The sequence below is a fragment of the Clostridium putrefaciens genome, assembly GCF_900461105.1.
GTDB lineage: Bacteria > Bacillota > Clostridia > Clostridiales > Clostridiaceae > Clostridium_L > Clostridium_L putrefaciens.
On record NZ_UFWZ01000001.1, the window covers coordinates 914,839 to 933,359 of the forward strand.

18 protein-coding genes are annotated in these 18,521 nt (G+C 29.6%); all 18 read left to right on the forward strand.

What is annotated here, in order from left to right; genetic code table 11:
* Positions 1-183 precede the first annotated feature (183 nt).
* The gene (locus DY168_RS03935) at positions 184-1,458 is read left to right on the forward strand and encodes a DUF5780 domain-containing protein (protein WP_115640578.1); all 1,275 of its coding nucleotides are present in this window, start codon (positions 184-186) and stop codon (positions 1,456-1,458) included.
* Between the two features lie 281 nt (positions 1,459-1,739).
* Positions 1,740-2,654, forward strand: coding sequence for a UPF0236 family transposase-like protein (locus tag DY168_RS14915; RefSeq protein ID WP_242984049.1), 915 nt, complete (start codon positions 1,740-1,742; stop codon positions 2,652-2,654).
* Entirely contained in the window at positions 2,623-3,219 is a 597-nt protein-coding gene (locus tag DY168_RS14920) for a hypothetical protein (RefSeq protein ID WP_242984050.1), read from the forward strand. Before DY168_RS14915 ends, DY168_RS14920 begins: the two co-directional genes overlap by 32 nt.
* Before the next feature lie 168 nt (positions 3,220-3,387).
* The gene (locus tag DY168_RS03945; protein ID WP_115640579.1) at positions 3,388-4,329 is read left to right on the forward strand and encodes a ribonuclease H1 domain-containing protein; all 942 of its coding nucleotides are present in this window, start codon (positions 3,388-3,390) and stop codon (positions 4,327-4,329) included.
* A gap of 30 nt (positions 4,330-4,359) precedes the next feature.
* Positions 4,360-5,451, forward strand: coding sequence for a type II toxin-antitoxin system RnlA family toxin (locus DY168_RS03950; protein WP_115640580.1), 1,092 nt, complete (start codon positions 4,360-4,362; stop codon positions 5,449-5,451).
* Between the two features lie 54 nt (positions 5,452-5,505).
* Positions 5,506-5,874 carry a type II toxin-antitoxin system RnlB family antitoxin gene (locus DY168_RS03955; protein WP_115640581.1) on the forward strand — a complete coding sequence of 123 codons (369 nt, stop codon included), beginning with the start codon at positions 5,506-5,508 and terminating at the stop codon, positions 5,872-5,874.
* Between the two features lie 786 nt (positions 5,875-6,660).
* Positions 6,661-7,353, forward strand: a complete 693-nt coding sequence (locus DY168_RS03960; RefSeq protein WP_115640582.1) for a Fic family protein — start codon at positions 6,661-6,663, stop codon at positions 7,351-7,353.
* On the forward strand, positions 7,316-7,477 hold the full coding sequence (locus DY168_RS14615; RefSeq protein WP_172556262.1) for a hypothetical protein: 162 nt from the start codon (positions 7,316-7,318) through the stop codon (positions 7,475-7,477). Before DY168_RS03960 ends, DY168_RS14615 begins: the two co-directional genes overlap by 38 nt.
* Before the next feature lie 241 nt (positions 7,478-7,718).
* A complete protein-coding gene (locus DY168_RS03965; RefSeq protein WP_115640583.1) occupies positions 7,719-8,915 on the forward strand; it encodes an SIR2 family NAD-dependent protein deacylase in 1,197 nt (398 codons plus the stop codon).
* A 243-nt stretch (positions 8,916-9,158) separates the two neighbouring features.
* On the forward strand, positions 9,159-10,283 hold the full coding sequence (locus DY168_RS03970) for a radical SAM protein (RefSeq protein ID WP_115640584.1): 1,125 nt from the start codon (positions 9,159-9,161) through the stop codon (positions 10,281-10,283).
* Between the two features lie 192 nt (positions 10,284-10,475).
* Complete coding sequence (locus DY168_RS03975; RefSeq protein WP_115640585.1) at positions 10,476-11,474, forward strand: NADH:flavin oxidoreductase; 999 nt, start codon at positions 10,476-10,478, stop codon at positions 11,472-11,474.
* 54 nt (positions 11,475-11,528) lie between these two features.
* On the forward strand, positions 11,529-11,942 hold the full coding sequence (locus DY168_RS03980) for a MarR family winged helix-turn-helix transcriptional regulator (RefSeq protein WP_115640586.1): 414 nt from the start codon (positions 11,529-11,531) through the stop codon (positions 11,940-11,942).
* Positions 11,943-11,957: 15 nt separating this feature from the next.
* Positions 11,958-12,584: a nitroreductase family protein gene (locus DY168_RS03985; RefSeq protein ID WP_207658372.1), complete on the forward strand. Its 627-nt coding sequence runs from the start codon at positions 11,958-11,960 to the stop codon at positions 12,582-12,584.
* A gap of 172 nt (positions 12,585-12,756) precedes the next feature.
* The gene (locus DY168_RS03990; protein ID WP_115640588.1) at positions 12,757-13,467 is read left to right on the forward strand and encodes a LytR/AlgR family response regulator transcription factor; all 711 of its coding nucleotides are present in this window, start codon (positions 12,757-12,759) and stop codon (positions 13,465-13,467) included.
* A complete protein-coding gene (locus tag DY168_RS14925; protein WP_242984051.1) occupies positions 13,467-14,609 on the forward strand; it encodes a sensor histidine kinase in 1,143 nt (380 codons plus the stop codon). Before DY168_RS03990 ends, DY168_RS14925 begins: the two co-directional genes overlap by 1 nt.
* Positions 14,610-14,698: 89 nt before the next feature.
* Positions 14,699-15,412: a hypothetical protein gene (locus tag DY168_RS04000; RefSeq protein WP_115640589.1), complete on the forward strand. Its 714-nt coding sequence runs from the start codon at positions 14,699-14,701 to the stop codon at positions 15,410-15,412.
* A 6-nt stretch (positions 15,413-15,418) separates the two neighbouring features.
* On the forward strand, positions 15,419-16,486 hold the full coding sequence (locus tag DY168_RS04005; protein WP_115640590.1) for an ABC transporter ATP-binding protein: 1,068 nt from the start codon (positions 15,419-15,421) through the stop codon (positions 16,484-16,486).
* Positions 16,483-18,333 (forward strand): ABC transporter ATP-binding protein, encoded by a 1,851-nt coding sequence (locus DY168_RS04010; RefSeq protein WP_115640591.1) that lies wholly within the window; start codon positions 16,483-16,485, stop codon positions 18,331-18,333. Before DY168_RS04005 ends, DY168_RS04010 begins: the two co-directional genes overlap by 4 nt.
* Positions 18,334-18,521: the final 188 nt, after the last annotated feature.

Below are 18,521 nucleotides of genomic sequence, written 5' to 3' on the forward strand. Positions count from 1 at the left end.
GGTAGCAAGCAAGTGATGAATTTGATTCATTCATAATATTTATAATCAATAGTACTAAAAAGTATAAGAAAACATATGAAAGGTTTTACATATCGACTAGGTAAATTTGTTATAGTAATTTACCTTTTAAATAATTTATTAAAACAATTAAATTGCATGGAATAATAAAGGGGGAGATTAGAAATGATATGTCCAAAGTGTGGGAGTGAAAACTCTGATAAAAGTTTATTTTGCAATAAATGTGGTTCAAAATTAGAAATTGAAGATAGTGATATTATTGATAATAATGAAATGAAAAAGGATATTGTTGATAAGGAAAATAATTATAAGGAAATATTTAAAGACAAGATAAATTTTCATATAAACAAAAGAAATGTTATTTTATTATGTTCAGCTTTAGTAATAATAGTTTGTGGAATTGCTGCAATCATTTATTTAAATAATCCCATATCTAAATATAAGAGATATATTAGAAATAATAAGCAAACAGAAGTAGCTACACTTTATAATAAAAAGATTAAAGGTGATTCAGATAATGAAAGTAAGATAAATATGTTCTTAAAAAGTGAATCATTGGATATTGTTAATTCATTTAAAGATGAAAAGATTGATTTTAATAAGGTAAAGGATAGGCTTGATACAATTAACAGCACAGGATTAATATCCACCGATGTTAATAATGCAATTGATAAAATTAATGGTCTTAATAATTCAAGAATTGCATTTAAAAAAGCGGATGAGTTTTTGAAAAACAACGATTTAATAAATGCTATAAATGAATATAAAAATGTAATTGCTGATGATAATAACTATGAAAAAGCTAAAGAGAAGATTAATAATAATGAAAAAGAGTATAAAGAACAAGTATTAAAAGATGTAGAAGAACTTGCAAACAATAAAGATTACGATAAAGCATTAGAAACCTTGGAGGAGGCTATAGCAGTTTTTCCTAATGAGGCTGATTTAACTTCTAAAAATGAAACTTATAAAAAATTACAGCAAGAAAAGCTAGAAGTAGAAAGAAAAGAAAAGGCTGATAAGGTGGAGAGTGAACAGCTAGTCATTATAGAAAGTGCAAAAATATCTATTCAAGATTCAACGTATAAATCACTTTATCCTGACATGATGCAAGTAATTGTGAATAATAAATCAGAAAAAACTGTAAAGGATATGAAAATTGGTTTTTTAGCATACGATAAAAATGGATATCCACTTCATATAAAGACACAATTTCATTATTCAGGTGGAACTTATGAAGCAATTTCTGATGCTTTAAACGTTAATATTATTCCAGGAGATAGGTTTGGAGATGACGTAGGGTGGAATCTTGATGAATCACATGGAATATCAAAAGTATTAGCTTGCGTTAAAACTGTAACCTTTTATGATGGTACAACTTGGAATAATCCATATTATGAATATTGGATAGAACAATATAAGGAGAAACCTCAGAAATAAAACATACGGATCTATACTAAAATTAAAAGATAGTAGTATGTCCTCACAAGGAACCCAGGGTAGAATAAAATGGAAAACTTCGTTTCCATCTAACACCTCTAGGGCCAGTAAATTACCAGGTAAAAGCATTTCATTAAACTCAAACGTTAGAGTATAATTTTAGTAGGCAGAACTAGTATAAAAAACTATATAAATAAAAGGAGATGCAAAAACATCTCCTAAGTACATAAATTATCCATTATAATTAAGTTGCAAACACAAAACTGAATGGAGTTGAATTTATGTATAATGTTAGTTTAAATGAAAACGGCTTAACTTTCAAGGAGATAGAGAAAAAGATTTATAAGATGGTTTGTGATGAAGCCTGCAATGTTTTAAAAAATGTGTTGGAAGCTTTAGATAAAAAGTTACTTAAAGAAAGAGATATTAAAGTATATAGAAATAAGGGACTTAAAAAGACTTGTTTAAGAACGATTATGGGGGATGTTGAATATTCAAGACGTATCTATCAGTTTGAACTTGAAGATGGTAAAACAGCTACTAAGTTCCTTTTAGATGAGTATCTAGGCATGGACACCATAGGTAATGTATCTATAAATCTTGTAGAAACTATTTTAACCAACGTGTCAGAAGTATCTTTTAGAAAAACAGCTGAAAATATAAAAACAATGTGTAATCAGGAAATTAGTGCTCAAGGAGTTTGGAACATAGTTCAAACGGTTGGAGAAAAGATAAATGAACTAGAAAAGCGTAAGATTGAACTAAATGAAAAAGGTGCGTTGAAAGGCGAAAAGGAAGTACCAGTGCTATTTCAGGAGCAAGATGGGGTATGGTTATCCATTCAGGGAAAAGATAGACCAAAGGGTAAGAATAGAAAAAAAGAACTTAAATTAGCAGTATCTTATACAGGGTGGAAGTTGCGTCCAGGCAGTAAAAAAGAATATGTTGTTATTGATAAAACTGTTTGTGCAAGTTTTAATAGTTCTAGCCACTTTAAAAAAGTTGCGGAAGCAACCATTGCTGAAAAATATAATGTTGATGAAATAGAAACTAGGATATTAAATGGAGATGGTGCAAAGTGGATAAAAGCAAGCTGTGAAGATCAAGACATACACTTTCAACTGGATCCATTTCATATAAGCCAAGCAATTATTCGAAAAGTAAGTGATAAAAAAAGAACAGAAAGTCTTACTTAAGTTATTTAGGCAAGGAAAAGTTGATGAAGGATTAGAATTAATTGTTAATATGATGATAGAAAATAATAAAGATGAAGTTGTTTTTAAAAAGCTTACAGAACTATACGACTATTTTGTACATAATAAAGAGGGCCTAGTTCCATATAAATTAAGAGACAATATAACTATGCCTACGGCACCCGAAGGGATAGAATATAGGCAATTAGGGACTATGGAACATAACATTTGCGATGTGTTAGCACATAGAATGAAAGGTAGAAAAATGAGCTGGTCTATTAATGGAGCCGATAACTTATCTAAAATTTTAGCAGAAAAGTTCAGCAATAGATTATTTAGTACCTTGGATAAGATCTATAAAAACATTATACCGAAGGGCGTTATAGATACTGTAATTCGTGAAATACCTTTATCCGCTTCCGCGGTTAATAAAAAGGGTACGAAATCTAAAGAATATAAGATACATACCGCACCTATTCCTTATAGTGGAGCCGCGGTTACCTTGGGAAGAAAAGTAATACAAAAACTTTGTGGATTAAAAGGATTTGGAGATCTTAGTTACAATTAAGAATAAAAATGGGTAGGGTAAATTATAAATACCCCATGTAAAATAATGGATAATAAATCAAATAAAATAGTTGCCCACTTTTACTTGACTCAAACCAAGAATAGGAGAATCTTGAATAAGAGATATTAATAATGGTATAATTATATGTAAAATTAAGGTGGTGAGAGTGTGGGGAAATTTTATGCTGTTAAAAACGGAAGAAAAATAGGGATTTATGATAGTTGGAATGAATGTAAAAAACAAATTGATGGATATAAAGGAGCTATATATAAAAGTTTTTCATCATATGATGATGCATATAAATTTATAAATAGCACAGGTATATATAAAGTGGACAAGCAAGAACATTCATTAAATAATATTAATGTTGAAGAGAGTTTAAGCAATAACAATGATATTGCTAAAGCTTACGTAGATGGAAGTTATTCAGATTTATATAATATGTATTCATATGGTGTTGTTATATTACATAAAAATGAAATTGTTAAGTTTTCAGGAAGAGATAATAATGAAGTAAATCTATCTATGAGAAATGTGGCAGGGGAATTATTAGGAGCGATAGAAGCTATAAAATGGGCTATAAAAAATAATATAAAAGATATTTATATTCATTATGATTATGAAGGAATTGAAAAATGGGCTACTGGGATATGGAAAACAAATAAGGAAGGAACTAAAAGCTATAAGCAATTTATTGATTCTATTAAAAATGATTTAAGTATTAGATTTATAAAAGTTAAAGCTCACAGTGGAGTAACATACAATGAAGAGGCAGATGTACTGGCAAAATCTGAATTTGATAATATTAATGAAGATTTCAAAACTGAGGTAAATCATCTAAATAATGTTTATCTAGATATATTTAGTGATGTTATTAAAAAAGAAGATAAAAGTAAGAGTAAAAATCAATGTTCTATATTATTTAAAGGACAAACAATTACAGATAACAAATTAAAAAAGATAGCTAAAGAAATATGGAAATTAGATAATAAAGCAATAGCAGACATTGAAAATATTAATGTTCAATTAGTTATAGATGATGAGGTTTTGAATATTGATATAAAGGATGTATTTAATGAGATGTTTAAGTACAATATTATTTTTAAATAATGAATAAAAGATGTAAAAAGGGGAAGTATTATGAGTAAAGAGTTTAGCTCGTTGAATTTATATAGAGAAAAATTAGTTAATAGTATAAAAAAATATTTAGCTCTATATTTTGAAGAATATTCTATCGGTGAATTAAAAGATAGAGGTGGGACAAGAAGAAGAGTAGACATAGATATTAAGACCAAAACTTTTTATATAGACTTTCATTTTAATACTGATGGAACCACTACTGTAGAAGATTTTGGTGGTATTCCAACTTGTGTAGAGATTAAAAAAAATTTAGCTCATTACATAAAGTTAAATTGTAGTATTAGTAATGAAAAAAAAGATACGTGGTTTGTTGTTAAAAACATTGAGCAACAAGATTTTGAAGGAATAATAGGGTTATTAAAAGAAAGTGACTATTATAAAAAGGAACATATAATTATTCCAGAAAATAAAGGTACTTCCACACTGTATAGACTTAAAGGTATATATAATGAGGATTTGGTTATAACGTATTTTAATACAAAGACTGTTCAAATACAAGGAAAACCATTATTGATTTTTAATGAAGCTATGGCAATGCTTATTGAGCTTCTAGAGCTAGATGAAATACCTAAGAGCTACAATAAGTTATATAGTCTTGAAGTTGATAAAGACGCTATTAGGGAACAAGGTAAGTTATATATGCCGAATTCTTATAATATAATTAACGGTAAGCTAAAAAATTGTATTCATCAAGCAGTATACTATTCTTTGGTTGATGCAGATATGTTTGAATACACAGCAATACCATTAACTGGATTTAGAGCACTAGAGGGACATATTAAATATGCTTTAAAAGAATTTGGAATAGTAACAACGAGGACTAAAAGAATAAGTAGTTTTTATCATAAAAATAGTAGTAAAGTTTATGAATTAAATAATGATATAAAGACAGAAATTAACAATAGTAAAAAATGCAAAGATTTAGAGAAGGCATATAACCAATATTATGACCTTAGGCATATGCTAAGTCATTGGGATGATTTAGTATTAGATAATGATGAAGATACAACTACTATGATTGAAAATATAGGTATTGCAAGAACATATATAATTGACACATTATTTATAATAGATTCATATTATAGCTTGTAGAAACCATTATAATATGATAAAATTAATCCTTGTAGTAAAAGTGGAGGTGATGTTATGAAGGATTATAAAATTGTATTAATTAACAATGAAGAATATAGCGTTATAATTTATTCTGAAGCACGAAGACACCCACTAGATAATATTAAACAAATTGAAGAAGATTTAAGAGAGATGAAATTAAAAAGTGAAAAAATTTTATTTGATATGATATTATGTAGAGGAAATACTACAGATAGATTTATTCAATGTAGATTTAATGGTAATTCATTAGTTACAAGTAGTATGGAAGTATTAAATTTAAATAAAAAGCACAATATTAGGAAGTTAAGTACTAATTATTTAGTTACAGATAGAGAAAAGGTAGAAAATTCTATTTTGACATCAATTCAAAAAAAGATGATTTTAAAAGGAATTACAATATAAAAGCACCTTTTTAGGCGCTTTTATGCTTACATAATAGCATTTTGATAATATCTAAGAGCATTATACTCCACATGTAGAAACGATAGTGTTGCTACAAAGACGCTAAGGCTAGAAATCCTTAATTTTAGACACTTTTACCCACATCTTGTATTTACCAGCGAGGGTGAAAAAATACGAAATAAAGAGATAGGAGATTATTTCAATGTTTCAGTAGTAATTGACGTAGACCTAGACTGTGGGAACATGTCAGTTGACGAAAAAAGATAGAAGAATAGGAACGTAAAATAGGGCATTGAATACAATTATTCAGTGCCTTTTTTACGTTGTAGGCGTTTCAAAAGTTGAAGCGTCTTTTTTTGTAAAATTATGAAAGGAAAAGCCTATGAAAACAAAAATATAGCAAGTGAGTCCAGCAAAGCATGCCCTCACAAGGAACCCAGGGTAGAATAAAATGGAAAATTGTGCTTAAGTAGAAATATTAGAAATCGCAAATAGCAAGAAGGAAACTTCGTCTCCATCTAATACCTCTAGGGCCAGGAAATTCCTAGGTAAAAGCATTTCATTAAAGTAAAATTTAATGAAATGCCTTTTTTATGAGTTTTCATATTAAAAATGAGAGCAAATATATTAACCATACTTAATATTAAGGGATTCTTCTTTTTCTTTTAGATTGCTATATGTTGTGGATAAATTTATTTTATATCATACATGTTGTGATATAATTATATTGGGGAGTAAGGTATAGGATAGTGTTAACACTATTTAAAAGATCTTGGAGGTATAAATATGTTATTTAAACGAACGAAATCTTATGAGGACTTTAGCCCAGCTTTAGATAAAAACAGGTTAATAATACTAATTAAGAAGTTATTACCTGATATGGTTTTTAATATGGCTAGCTTAGAAGGAAATCCCTTTACATACCCAGAAGTTCAAACCCTTCTAGAAGGGATAACTATTGGTGGGCATAAATTAAGTGATGAGCAACAAGTTTTAAGAATAAGAGATGGATGGAATTTTATTTTTGAAAGTGTAAGGAAAGATAAGATAAACATTAATAAAGGATTATTTAATTCTTTAAATGGAATTGTGGCTAAAGACGAAGCTTTAATAAGTGGTATGTTTAGAAATGGGCAAGTTAGAATTGGTGGTACGGATTTTATTCCACCAAAAGCAGAGGAATTAGAAAATATTTTTCAGCAAGAATTACAAGTATTAATAGAAAGAAGTAAAAGTAATATAGATTTAGCTTTTGATATATTTCTTTGGGGTGCTTTAAATCTGTTTTTCTATGATGGTAATAAAACAACATCAAGGCTTGTAGCAAATTTGATATTAATATTTAATGGCCAAGGCATATTTAATATTAAAGTGAAAAATAGATTAGAGTTTAATACTTTGATGGTTGATTTTTATAACAATCATGATGGGGATAAAATCTTTGAATTTTTCTATGATTATTGTTTGGAGAGGTATTAATGGAACTGTGTTAGAAATACATAATAATGAAAATCTTAGAGAAACATGTGGATATATAGAAAATCAAAATACTAAGATGGCTAGAGTACGAGCCTCGGTTAGTTTAGGAAGAAAGGTAATATAAAAAAGTGTGTAGGTTAAAAGGATTTGGAAGGTTTGGTTACAAGTGTAGGTGAAAATGCGTAGGATAAATTATAAATATGCTATGTAAAGTGGCTGATAAGAAATTAAATAAAATAGGTACTCACTTTTTACTTCACTCAAACTTTAAATACAATGTTTAATGAAGATTTATACTAGTAATGCTATAATTACAAATGGATAAGAATGTATAGATATAAAATATAAAAAGAAAGGACAAAGTTATGAGTTTTGAAAAGATTATGGCATTTAATGCTCCTTATAATCAGATAAATTTTGATAGTTTGATTGAGAAAATCAAATCTAATGCAATAGTACCATATATAGGTGCAGGTATATCTATGTTGTTTAAAGATGTTTATCCGTCTTGGAGTGGATTTTTAAATACAACTTTTAATAAATTTGTAGATATTTCAGAAAAAAATAAATTTAATGGTATGAGCTATGAGGATAAAGCAGACTTCTTATATAAAGAGATAGGAAAACTATCATTTTCTAATCAATTGAAAACAACTTTCTCGAAAAATCATTTACATAAAGAAAAGTGTCAGTTTATTGATAAACCAGCATATTTATTACCAGCAATTTTTGAAGAAGGTCTAATAATAACTACTAATTATGATAAAGTTATTGAAAAGGTATACGGTTTATATAATCTGATGTTGCCGGTTGCACATCCAGGACATTTTGAAGCGTTAAATGGCGCACTTAGAAATAATGAATTATTATTATATAAAATTCATGGGGATATTAACGAAACAATAGAATCAATTATATTAACAAAGAAACAATATGAGTTAGCTTATAATAATCCTAAATTAACTGAGTCATTAAAACAAATTTATACAAGTAAAAGTATGTTATTTTTAGGATGTAGTCTTCAAAAAGATAGACCAATTGAGTTATTATGTGAAGTTTCTAAATCAGGAATGTCTAACTATGCTATTATTCCATGTAAAAATGAAGAAAAAAAAGATAGAAGATTGCAATTAGAAGGTGACTATTATACACAGTCTATCATTTATCCTGAGGGAAATCATGAGTGTGTAAAAATAATATTAGAACAGATTGTCAAAATAATTAAGAGCGAAGATAAGAAAGGAAAAAAAGAACTAATGGAATTCAGTTGTGATGAATTTAATAATAAAAAAGTTGAAGAAACTTATTTAGGATATATAAATAAATGGTGCGATTTTTTAGATATTAATAATTGGCATGCTTGGACATCGTGGATGCTTGCAATTGGACAACCGCATATTTCAGTTGAGATGTTAACAAATTTAGAAGAACTAAGAGAATGGTTATTTTCTAGAGTCTGGCCTAATAAGTTTGGTGAGTTACAAAACTCATTTGAAAATTTTAAATTAGTAGCAAGTGAGTCCACAAAAGCATGTACTCACAAGGAACCCAGGGTAGAATAAAATGGAAAACTTCGTCTCAATCTAACACCTTTAGGGACAGTAAATTACCAGGTAAAAGCATTTCATTAAACTCAAACGTTGATAATTGCAGAGGTAGAGAAAGTATGTTACCATATAATAATTATATGTTCTAAAGAACAAAAGGAAAAGAATTCATAGAAGATATTTACCGTGAGAAGTGATAATCTTTTTTGAATTTATTTTGCACTGAATCTTTAGGGTTTAAATATAGGAGGAAATATTATGAAGATACCAAAGAAAGATGCTTTGAGGTGGTTTGAATTTTTTGCAATGCTTCCAGAGGACCAGGAACTTATGGTAAAGCAGCAAGAAATTATTTATGCAACTTTTGCACAAATTGAGGAAACTATTGATCATAGAAATGATATATTAATGTCTCAAATAAAAGGCTTGAAAAACTTAGAGAATAGAACATTCTTTGTAGGAAATGATAACAAATTCTCAAAAGGATGTCGTTCTTGCCTATTTGGAACTGGATTAGGTGCAATAAGGAAGACTAATAAGTGCGATGCACAGTGCAAGTTTTGCTATAATTATGGAGAGCTTGATAATCTTCCTCCTATTGGTGAAGGTATGTGGGAAATTGGTGGCACAAAATTTTATGAGAAAGATATTGACTTATTACTTTCAATCCAAAAGAAACCTACTGGAGTTGCCTATGTTTATTTAGAACCATTTATGGAAATTGAAAAATACTATTCAGTTATAAAGAAATTTAAAGCTGCAGGGATTTATCAGCATCTATACACAAATGGTATTTCGGCTACGGAAGAGACACTGAAAGCATTAGGTGAGGCTGGTCTTGATGAAATACGCTTTAACCTTGGGGCTGCCAATTGTTCGGACAAGGTTATTGAAAATATTAAAATAGCCAAAAAATATATTCAAAATGTAGGTATTGAAACTCCAATGACACCTGAGTTTTTCGAAGAATTTTTGAAGAAAAAGCAAGCAATTTTAGATACAAAACTAGATTTTATCAATTGTGCAGAACTACATTTAAATGATAACAACATATACAATTATAGCGAAGAAAATATGTATATTTCTAGACAGGGGTACATATCTCCCATTTGGAGTAGGGAATTAACTCTTAAATTTATGAAAATAGCTGATGAGGAAAATTGGGATTTAGCAGTTCATGATTGCTCGAACCATACAAAATTTGCTAGAGATTTAAATTTGAGCAGTAAAGAGGAAAGATGGTTCGGAGCTAGTAATTATGCCTGTGAGTTTTCCAGGATACCATATGAAGCGTTCTTACCAATATTGAGTGATGATAACTTCAAATTTTTAAGTGAAGAAGAATTACCTAGTGGATACAAACCAGGAGAGTTAATTTTTTAGGTAAGCTACAAAGTGTATAGTGTGTAAATGCAGTCCCCATCAGAATTTTTTGATGGGGACTTTTAACGAGGAAAATTAGCCAGGGTGTCAACTTTATTTATAGAACATCATAAGCATTATTGACAAATTTTGTACTAAGGAGTATACTTGAGGCATCAATGATTGATTAGTCAAGTGAGAAGGAGATCTATTATGAATATTAAAGATAAAATTATATCCAATAATATAGAATTTAAAAATAGAGTAGTGATGCCACCAATGGCTACAGCAAAAGCGGATGATAAAGGACATATTACAAATGAAATCTTAAATTATTATGAGGAGAAAACGTCTTGCAAGCTTTTTTCTGCAGTTATAGTTGAGCACAGTTATGTAGATGAAAGAGGGAAAGCTCATAATAATCAGACATCAACATCAGATGATTCGGATATTGAGGGTATGAGAAGTTTAGCAAAAGTAATTAAGGATAATAATTCTTTGGCAGTATTACAGATATCCCATGCAGGAAGTGCTGCAAAAAAAGATGTTACTGGAATGGATCCTGTTGCTCCATCTGCTATTTTAAATCCCGCAAGTAAAAGCACTGATATGCCAGTGGAACTTAATAAAAGTCAGATAAAAGATTTGAAAGATAAATTTATAGATGCAGCTGAAAGAGCAAAGGAAGCAGGATTTGATGGAGTAGAATTACATTCAGCGCATGCTTATTTATTGGATCAGTTTTTATCTCCTCTTACTAACAAAAGAGAAGATGAATACGGTGGAAATATTTATGGAAGAATAAAATTACACCTTGATATTATCAAAGGAATAAGAGTAAAACTTGGAGAAGATTTCCCTATATTTTTAAGAATGGGAGCAGGAGACTTTATGGAAGGAGGACTTTCAAAGGAGGATTCTGTAATTGCTGCTATGGAGTTTGAAAAAGCGGGAGTTAATGTTCTTGATATTTCAGGAGGTATGTGCTTTTATACTATAAAGGATACAAGACCTGGATATTTTGATGTAATATCTAAACCTATTTTTGAAGCAGTGAATATTCCTGTAATTTTAACAGGAGGAGTGAAAAAAGGCACAGATGTTATGGATATCCTTGATAGAAATGTATGCGATCTTGTAGGAATAGGTAGATCGGTTTTTAAAGAATCAGATTGGATGAATAGGGAATTGAAAGGATTAATTAAAGAATAAATTAAAGAATAAATTAGTCTTTATTATGAAAGGATATTAGGGGATTTAAGGAATATGAAATTAAAAGCATTTAGCAATATGCTTCAGAAATTAAGAAGCGTTGAACAGAAACTTACCAAGGAATTTGAAAGTAGTACAGGATTTAGTCTTACAAGGTATGAGATTTTAATATACCTTAGGGACAATGGAGATAGTCTACAGACTAAAATAGCTGGTTATCTTGAAATAGATCCTGCAGCGGTTACAAGGCATCTCAAGATTTTAGAAGAGAAAGGCCATGTTGAAAGAAAAAGGAATAAAGAAAATGGAAGAGAAGTGATTGTTTCACTTACTGATTATGCAAGGTCTGAACTTGTCGAATGTGAAGAAAAACAAAGCAAAAACCAGTGTGAGCTTCCTGTTCCATTTAAGCAGGAGGAAATTGAAAAACTTATTGATGTACTTGAAAATATAGAAAAGAAATTATAAAAGGTGGAGATTCAAATGAAAAATAATGATTTTAAAGATATAACTTTTAACAGGCATTCAGCTAAGGTATTTGATAAAGATGTGAAAATAAGTAATGAAGAGATGCTTGAAATGATAACGGAAGCAACAAAAGCACCCTCATCAGTAAATATGCAGCCATGGAGGTTTGTAGTAGTTGAATCAAAAGAAGGTAAAGAAAAACTACGTCCTTTAATCAGATTTAATACAAGACAGAATGATACTTCTTCTGCTATGATACTTATTTTTGGAGATATGAAATGCTATGAAAAGGCAGAAGAAATTTATGGCTCTGCCGTAGAAAAAGGTTTGATGACTAAAGATGTCAAAAAGGAATTAATGGATTTCTTTATGCCAGGATATAAAAATGCACCAAAGGAAAAAATGAATGATATTGTAAAAATAGATTCAAGTCTTGCTGCAATGCAGCTTATGCTGGTTGCAAGACAACATGGATATGACACTAATCCTATAGGTGGATTTGAGGAAGATAAACTTGCAGAAGCCTTTGGACTTGATCCCGAAAGATATGTGCCTGTTATGATTATTGCTATAGGAAAGTCGGATTATACAGCACATGAGTCTGTAAGATTGGATGCAAAAGATATTACAGTTTTTAAATAAGCATCCCAGGGTCCCAGTAAATTACAAAATACAAGCACTTCATTAAAATAAAACTTAATGAAGTGCTTTTTTTATCATCTAGTATCAAAGGGTCCCAGTAAATTATAGGAGGACATTGTTTAGGTGGAGTTATGGTATAATTATAACATAAGTTCCAAAGAGGGGTGAGGGCATGAAAATAGCAATTGTTGAGGATGAAAAGATTCATCAGGATTATTTGGCTGCAATGCTTAAAGGTGCATCAAAAGACTATGGAATAGTATTATCGCTGAGAGTTTTTGGTAGTGCTGAGGCCTTTTTATTTGCTTTTGAAGAAGAAAAAGTGGATGCAGTGCTATTGGATATTCAACTTAAAACTATGAATGGTTACGCCCTTGCTGAAATTATTAGACAAAGAGATAAAAATATACCTTTAGCTTTTATTACAGGAATAAAAGATTATGTTTTTGAGGGGTACAATGTAGATGCTTGTGGATATATTCTTAAACCTATAAAAATGGAGAGTGTATATAAACTCATGAATAAAATTATTAAGAAGCTAAGTTCAGTTGAGAAATCTTTAATAGTTAAGACTAAAGATGGGATTATTAATCTCTACGAAAATGATATTTATTATATTGAGAGCTCAAATCATAGTACTATTTTACATATAAATAAGGGGAGTTATGTTTCAAATACAAAACTTAGGGAGTGGGTAGAAGAGCTTTCAAAGGAAAGTTTTTTTAAAGTCCATAGATGCTATATTATCAATTTAGGTATGATCGAGAAGATAGAAAAGACGGAGGTTTTAATGAACAACGCTACTGAAATTCCAATTGCTAGAGGTATGTGGGAAGAACTCATGATGGCTTATTTAGCTTATAGAAGGAAGGTATATCATTAATGTTTATCCGAAGTTTATTATTGTTTTTATTAATTTATAGTTTTGCTAGAAATACAAATCTAGATAAAAATATTAGGATTTACGTTATCGGAATAGTTCTCATGGTCTTATGTGGTATAACAAAAGAGATAATTGTATTTTTGAATATGGATTACTGGTATTATAATTTTTTAATTTATGGCTTTCAGGGTTTAATAATATCTACATATTTAATTTTTTATAATAATGATGTGTTTATTGAACAGCTAAGATGGTTTGTACCACTTGTTTTATCTTATATCTTTATTGTCCTGTACAAGCCATATGTAGGCGGAGGGATAATATTTGCATTTATATGTTTATGGATAATCTTATTGTTTCATAAAAATGTTACTAAAAGAACCTTTGTTCCTTTAATACTCATGTCTTTGTCTATGATTTTTGTTGAAGCTTCTAATAGTCTTTTAATTGCTATAGTTATGATGGTTATAGCCTTTGATCAATATGCATCTTCAAAGGAAAGTGAAAGTTATAGAAATATGGAGCTTTTCCAAAGAAAATTACTTTCTCATCAGTATGCGGAAATAAAGGATATTTACATGAATATGAGGGGTTGGAGACATGATTATCATAATCATCTGCAAACCATGAAGGCTTATTTATCCATGAATGAACTTAAGGAGTTGGATGAATATCTTTTTAAGGTTGAGAAGGATTTAGATGCAGTAGATAACTTGGTAAAATCGGGAAATGTCATGATGGATGCAATTTTAAATAGTAAAATAAGTATTATGAAACGCAATAACATAGAGGTAGATTTTAAAGCTGTTTTACCAGAGGATTTGAAGATAAATGATGTGGACTTATGTGTAATGGTTAGTAATCTTCTTGAAAATGCTATCGAGGCTTGCATTCAAGTGCCAGTAGAAGGACGCTTTATTAGAATTTATGCAGATGTTTATGGATCACAATTTTATATATCAATACAAAATAGTTCTAAGGAAAACTTAGATTTTAATGCAAGAAATTATATTTCAAATAAACGTGGTGAGCATGGTTTTGGAATGAAAAGGGTTCAGCTTTTAGTTGATAAATATAATGGGTTCCTTAATTTGCAAAATGAACCTGGGATATTTGCAAGTGAGATTACAATACCATTTTAATATGTACAATTCACGTAGGAAAACTGACAATTCACGTCAGCTTTTTTTATATAAATTAAAAGATGATACTATTATATTGAGGTGATTTTATGGGGACTAAAATTAAAAACACGAAGTTTTATTTAAATAGGTGGAGAAAAGAAGAAGGTGTACTAGGTCCTATTTATGCCATGTTATATATAGTACTTAAAACATTGAATTGTATTTTTGTGATTTTTTTAACTAGTAATGCTATTTTTATATTAGAAGAGAAGGGAGATCCTTTAAAGGCGCTTTTTATTATAATGGTCATGGTAAGTAGTTATGCACTTTCCTGTACCTTTGAAAACTATTGTTATCAAAAATTAAATGCTAGCTTATTTTTATATAGAATACTTGAAATGCCACATCTTTTTCTTAAATTCTTGAAACTGCCTTATGAATATATTGAAAGTAGTAAGGGAAAGAAAGATTTTGAAAAGGCCTACGAAGCTATTGGGGTAGGTAATGAAATTGGGGTTGAAGAGGTTACTCGAAGCCTATTAAATTTAGTAGTGGATTTATGTTCTTTGATAATATTTGCATTTGTATCTGCTAGACTACATCCGCTTATTATGATAGTGCTAATTGTAACAGGTTCTTTTAGAGTTATTAAAGATGTGAAAAATAGAAAATGGATTTTAAATCATCAAGATGAGAAGAATTCTCTTGTTTATGAAAATTATTATTTATACAGAAAGTGCTTGGATGATAAGATAGGCAAGGATGTAAGAATTTATAAAATGCAAAAATGGTTTTCTGATAAATTTAGATTTTTACGTTAAAAAATCATGTTTTATAATAATAAAAGAGAAGTTAATAATTTTAAGGCACAAGGAATTGGACTTTTAGCAGTATTATTTAGAGATGTTATTTGCTATGGGTACTTAGTGTATAGGGTTACAAAGGGTTTATCCATAAGTGATTTTGTTTTATATCTTGGGATAATTGGTGGTTTAAATGTATGGATTAAGAATATATTTCAGCATTATGCTAGCTTTACAGAAAATATTATTATTGTAGATAATTTAAGGACATTCCTTTTAAGAGAGGAAATTGGAGAAGGTAAATATGAATTAACAATACCAAAGTCTAAAAACTATACCTATGTTTTTGAAAATGTTAGTTTTTCTTATGAGGGGGGTATCCCTTTATTTGAAAATTTAAACTTAACCATTGAGGGTGGCGAAAAGATAGCTCTTGTAGGTGCAAATGGAGCTGGAAAAACTACTTTAGTGAAACTTATGAGTGGGCTTTATAAGCCAAAGTCAGGAAGAATACTTATTAATGGTGTGGATATTTCAAAAGTTAATCCAACGGAAGTATTAAAACTTACTGGTATTGTATTTCAGGACATCAAGGTATTTCCAGAAAGCATTGTGCAAAACATATCTTGTAAATTAGAAAAATATAGTGATGAAGCATTAATAAATAAGAGCTTAAAAGGCGCTAGTTTCTATGAAACGGTACAAAACTTAGTTTCAAAAGAAAAAACTATTTTAACTAAGAACCTAGATGAAAATGGTGTGGAGTTTTCCGGGGGACAGTATCAAAAATTAATGCTGGCAAGGGCCCTTTATAAAAATGCTGAGGTTTTAATTTTAGATGAGCCAACAGCTGCATTAGATCCTTTAGCCGAAGCAGATATGTATTTAAAATATAATGAATTTACAAAGGGAAAGACCTCACTTTTTATTTCACATAGATTAAGTTCTACACAATTTTGTGATAGAGTTATTTTTCTTGAAAAAGGTAAGATAAAGCAGGATGGTAGCCATGAAAAGATAGTTAGGGAAGAGGGACCATATAGAGAAATGTTTTTAGCACAAGCTCATTATTATCAGGAGGAAGTAATATGAAGATAGGTAAATTGCATAAAGATACCTTTAAAATAATGAAGAGATTTCACTCCTTAGATCATTCTATGGGGCCCCTTATTATAGTGAGTGCTTTTGTAGCAGGTTTGGTTCCATTTATATCCATAGCCTTTAGTGCTCCTATATTAAATGAGCTTATAAATAAACAATACAAAGTTGCATTTAAATACTCAATAATAATGGCGGTGATGACTTGTGGTTTTGGAATTTTATCTGAGTACCTTAATAAATTGGTTAACGTACGATCAACAGCTCTTTCTATGAAAATTGAAAGTATGATTCATGAAAAACCCTTAAAGCTTGATTATGCAAGTGTTGAAGATGGTAATGTTATAAAAGATTTCACAAGCGCTTTTATGGCACTAAGATATAAGGGTAATTATGCAACTCTTTTAAAAGATTATGCAAAGCTTTTGCAAAATGTTATTTCTTTTATATTTGCCATAGCCTTAACTTTGAAATTATGTATTAGTGATGGAAAATCTAATTATACATGGTTAAATACTATTACGAGTCCTTTGTTTTCAATTATGTTTATCTTAATAATAATTATTTTAATAAGCGGTGTCATGGGGAAGGTTGTAAAGTGGGCACAAAATAAAATAAGTGAATTATTCGAAGTGAAGCTGGATAGTGAAAAGAGATTTGCTTATTTAGCTAGAATGATTAGGGATGAGGATATGGTTAAAATGGTCCAATCCTATGATGCGGAAGATTTAGTAGCCGATACTTTTAACAAAACAAGTAAATTAATAAGAAAGAATTATAAAAGAGAATGTACATTTTCGAATATAAGCTCTGTTGTACAGGCTTTTTCAAGTGCACTTATTACGGTGTTATCTTATGGAGCGGTTACTTTGAAGGTATTAGCAAATGCTATAAGTCTTTCGAGCTTTTTAAAATATAGCCAGGCAATTATTAAAATGAATGAAGCTATTCTTAATATGGTTTCGGTTAATGAAGATATTTCGGAAATAATGGTATACATGAATAAACTTATGGAGTTTTTAGATTTAGAAAATAAATTTGAAACAGGATCAATTCCTATTGAAAAGAGAAGTGATCATGAATATAAGTTTTGTTTTGAACATGTATGGTTTAAGTATCAATATAACAATGATTATGTATTAAAGGATATTTACTGTGAATTAAATCTTCATGAAAAGGTTGGTCTTATAGGACCAAATGGGGCAGGCAAAAGTACATTTATAAAGCTATTATGTAGACTTTATGAACCTACAAAGGGAAGGATAACCTTAAATGGAGTGGACATAAGAAAATATAATTATGACGAATATTTATCATTATTTTCAGTGGTGTTTCAAGACTTTGGATTATTTTCTTTTAGTTTAGGAGAAAATGTAGCAAGCTCCATAGATTATGACCAAAATAAAGTAAAACGTTGTTTAAATAAAAGTGGTTTAAATGATTTTGAGGATAAGATTTATGAAAACATTAATGAAGTTACAATGATAAGTGCAATTGGAAGCAGTGGCAAAAGTGAAAAGTTTAGTGGTGGAGAAAAGCAAAAAATAGCAATTGCAAGAGCACTTTACAAGGATGCCGCATTAGTAATTTTAGATGAACCAACAGCAGCTCTTGATCCCTTAAGTGAATATGATATATATCAAAGATTTGACTTATTAGTAGGTGATAAAACTTGTGTTTATATATCACATAGAATGAGTAGTTGTAGATTTTGCTCTGATATTATTGTACTTGACATGGGAGAAATTGTTGAACGTGGCAATCACGAGAGCTTATTAAAAGAGGGTAAGTTATACAGCGAAATGTGGAATGCTCAAGCTAAATATTATGCGGTGAACTAAAAGAATCATGATTTGAGCTATTGGTAAGAGGGTATCTTGTTTCACTTAAGTACACGGGTGAGGAGATTTAAAGTAATCATATAAATGTGAAGAAGGCATTTAGTCTAGCAAGGTGGAGTGATTGATATATTGATTAAGTATGATGTTAGGTAATTGTTAACCACTCATCCAATAGATGTACTTAAAGA

Bases quoted from the DNA above. Each gene is read 5' to 3' on its own strand.
- DY168_RS03935 (WP_115640578.1), top strand. From the start codon at position 184: ATGATATGTCCAAAGTGTGGGAGTGAAAACTCTGATAAAAGTTTATTT.
- DY168_RS14915 (WP_242984049.1), top strand. From the start codon at position 1,740: ATGTATAATGTTAGTTTAAATGAAAACGGCTTAACTTTCAAGGAGATA.
- DY168_RS03950 (WP_115640580.1), top strand. From the start codon at position 4,360: ATGAGTAAAGAGTTTAGCTCGTTGAATTTATATAGAGAAAAATTAGTT.
- DY168_RS03955 (WP_115640581.1), top strand. From the start codon at position 5,506: ATGAAGGATTATAAAATTGTATTAATTAACAATGAAGAATATAGCGTT.
- DY168_RS03960 (WP_115640582.1), top strand. From the start codon at position 6,661: ATGTTATTTAAACGAACGAAATCTTATGAGGACTTTAGCCCAGCTTTA.
- DY168_RS03965 (WP_115640583.1), top strand. From the start codon at position 7,719: ATGAGTTTTGAAAAGATTATGGCATTTAATGCTCCTTATAATCAGATA.
- DY168_RS03970 (WP_115640584.1), top strand. From the start codon at position 9,159: ATGAAGATACCAAAGAAAGATGCTTTGAGGTGGTTTGAATTTTTTGCA.
- DY168_RS03975 (WP_115640585.1), top strand. From the start codon at position 10,476: ATGAATATTAAAGATAAAATTATATCCAATAATATAGAATTTAAAAAT.
- DY168_RS03980 (WP_115640586.1), top strand. From the start codon at position 11,529: ATGAAATTAAAAGCATTTAGCAATATGCTTCAGAAATTAAGAAGCGTT.
- DY168_RS03985 (WP_207658372.1), top strand. From the start codon at position 11,958: ATGAAAAATAATGATTTTAAAGATATAACTTTTAACAGGCATTCAGCT.
- DY168_RS03990 (WP_115640588.1), top strand. From the start codon at position 12,757: ATGAAAATAGCAATTGTTGAGGATGAAAAGATTCATCAGGATTATTTG.
- DY168_RS14925 (WP_242984051.1), top strand. From the start codon at position 13,467: ATGTTTATCCGAAGTTTATTATTGTTTTTATTAATTTATAGTTTTGCT.
- DY168_RS04000 (WP_115640589.1), top strand. From the start codon at position 14,699: ATGGGGACTAAAATTAAAAACACGAAGTTTTATTTAAATAGGTGGAGA.
- DY168_RS04005 (WP_115640590.1), top strand. From the start codon at position 15,419: ATGTTTTATAATAATAAAAGAGAAGTTAATAATTTTAAGGCACAAGGA.
- DY168_RS04010 (WP_115640591.1), top strand. From the start codon at position 16,483: ATGAAGATAGGTAAATTGCATAAAGATACCTTTAAAATAATGAAGAGA.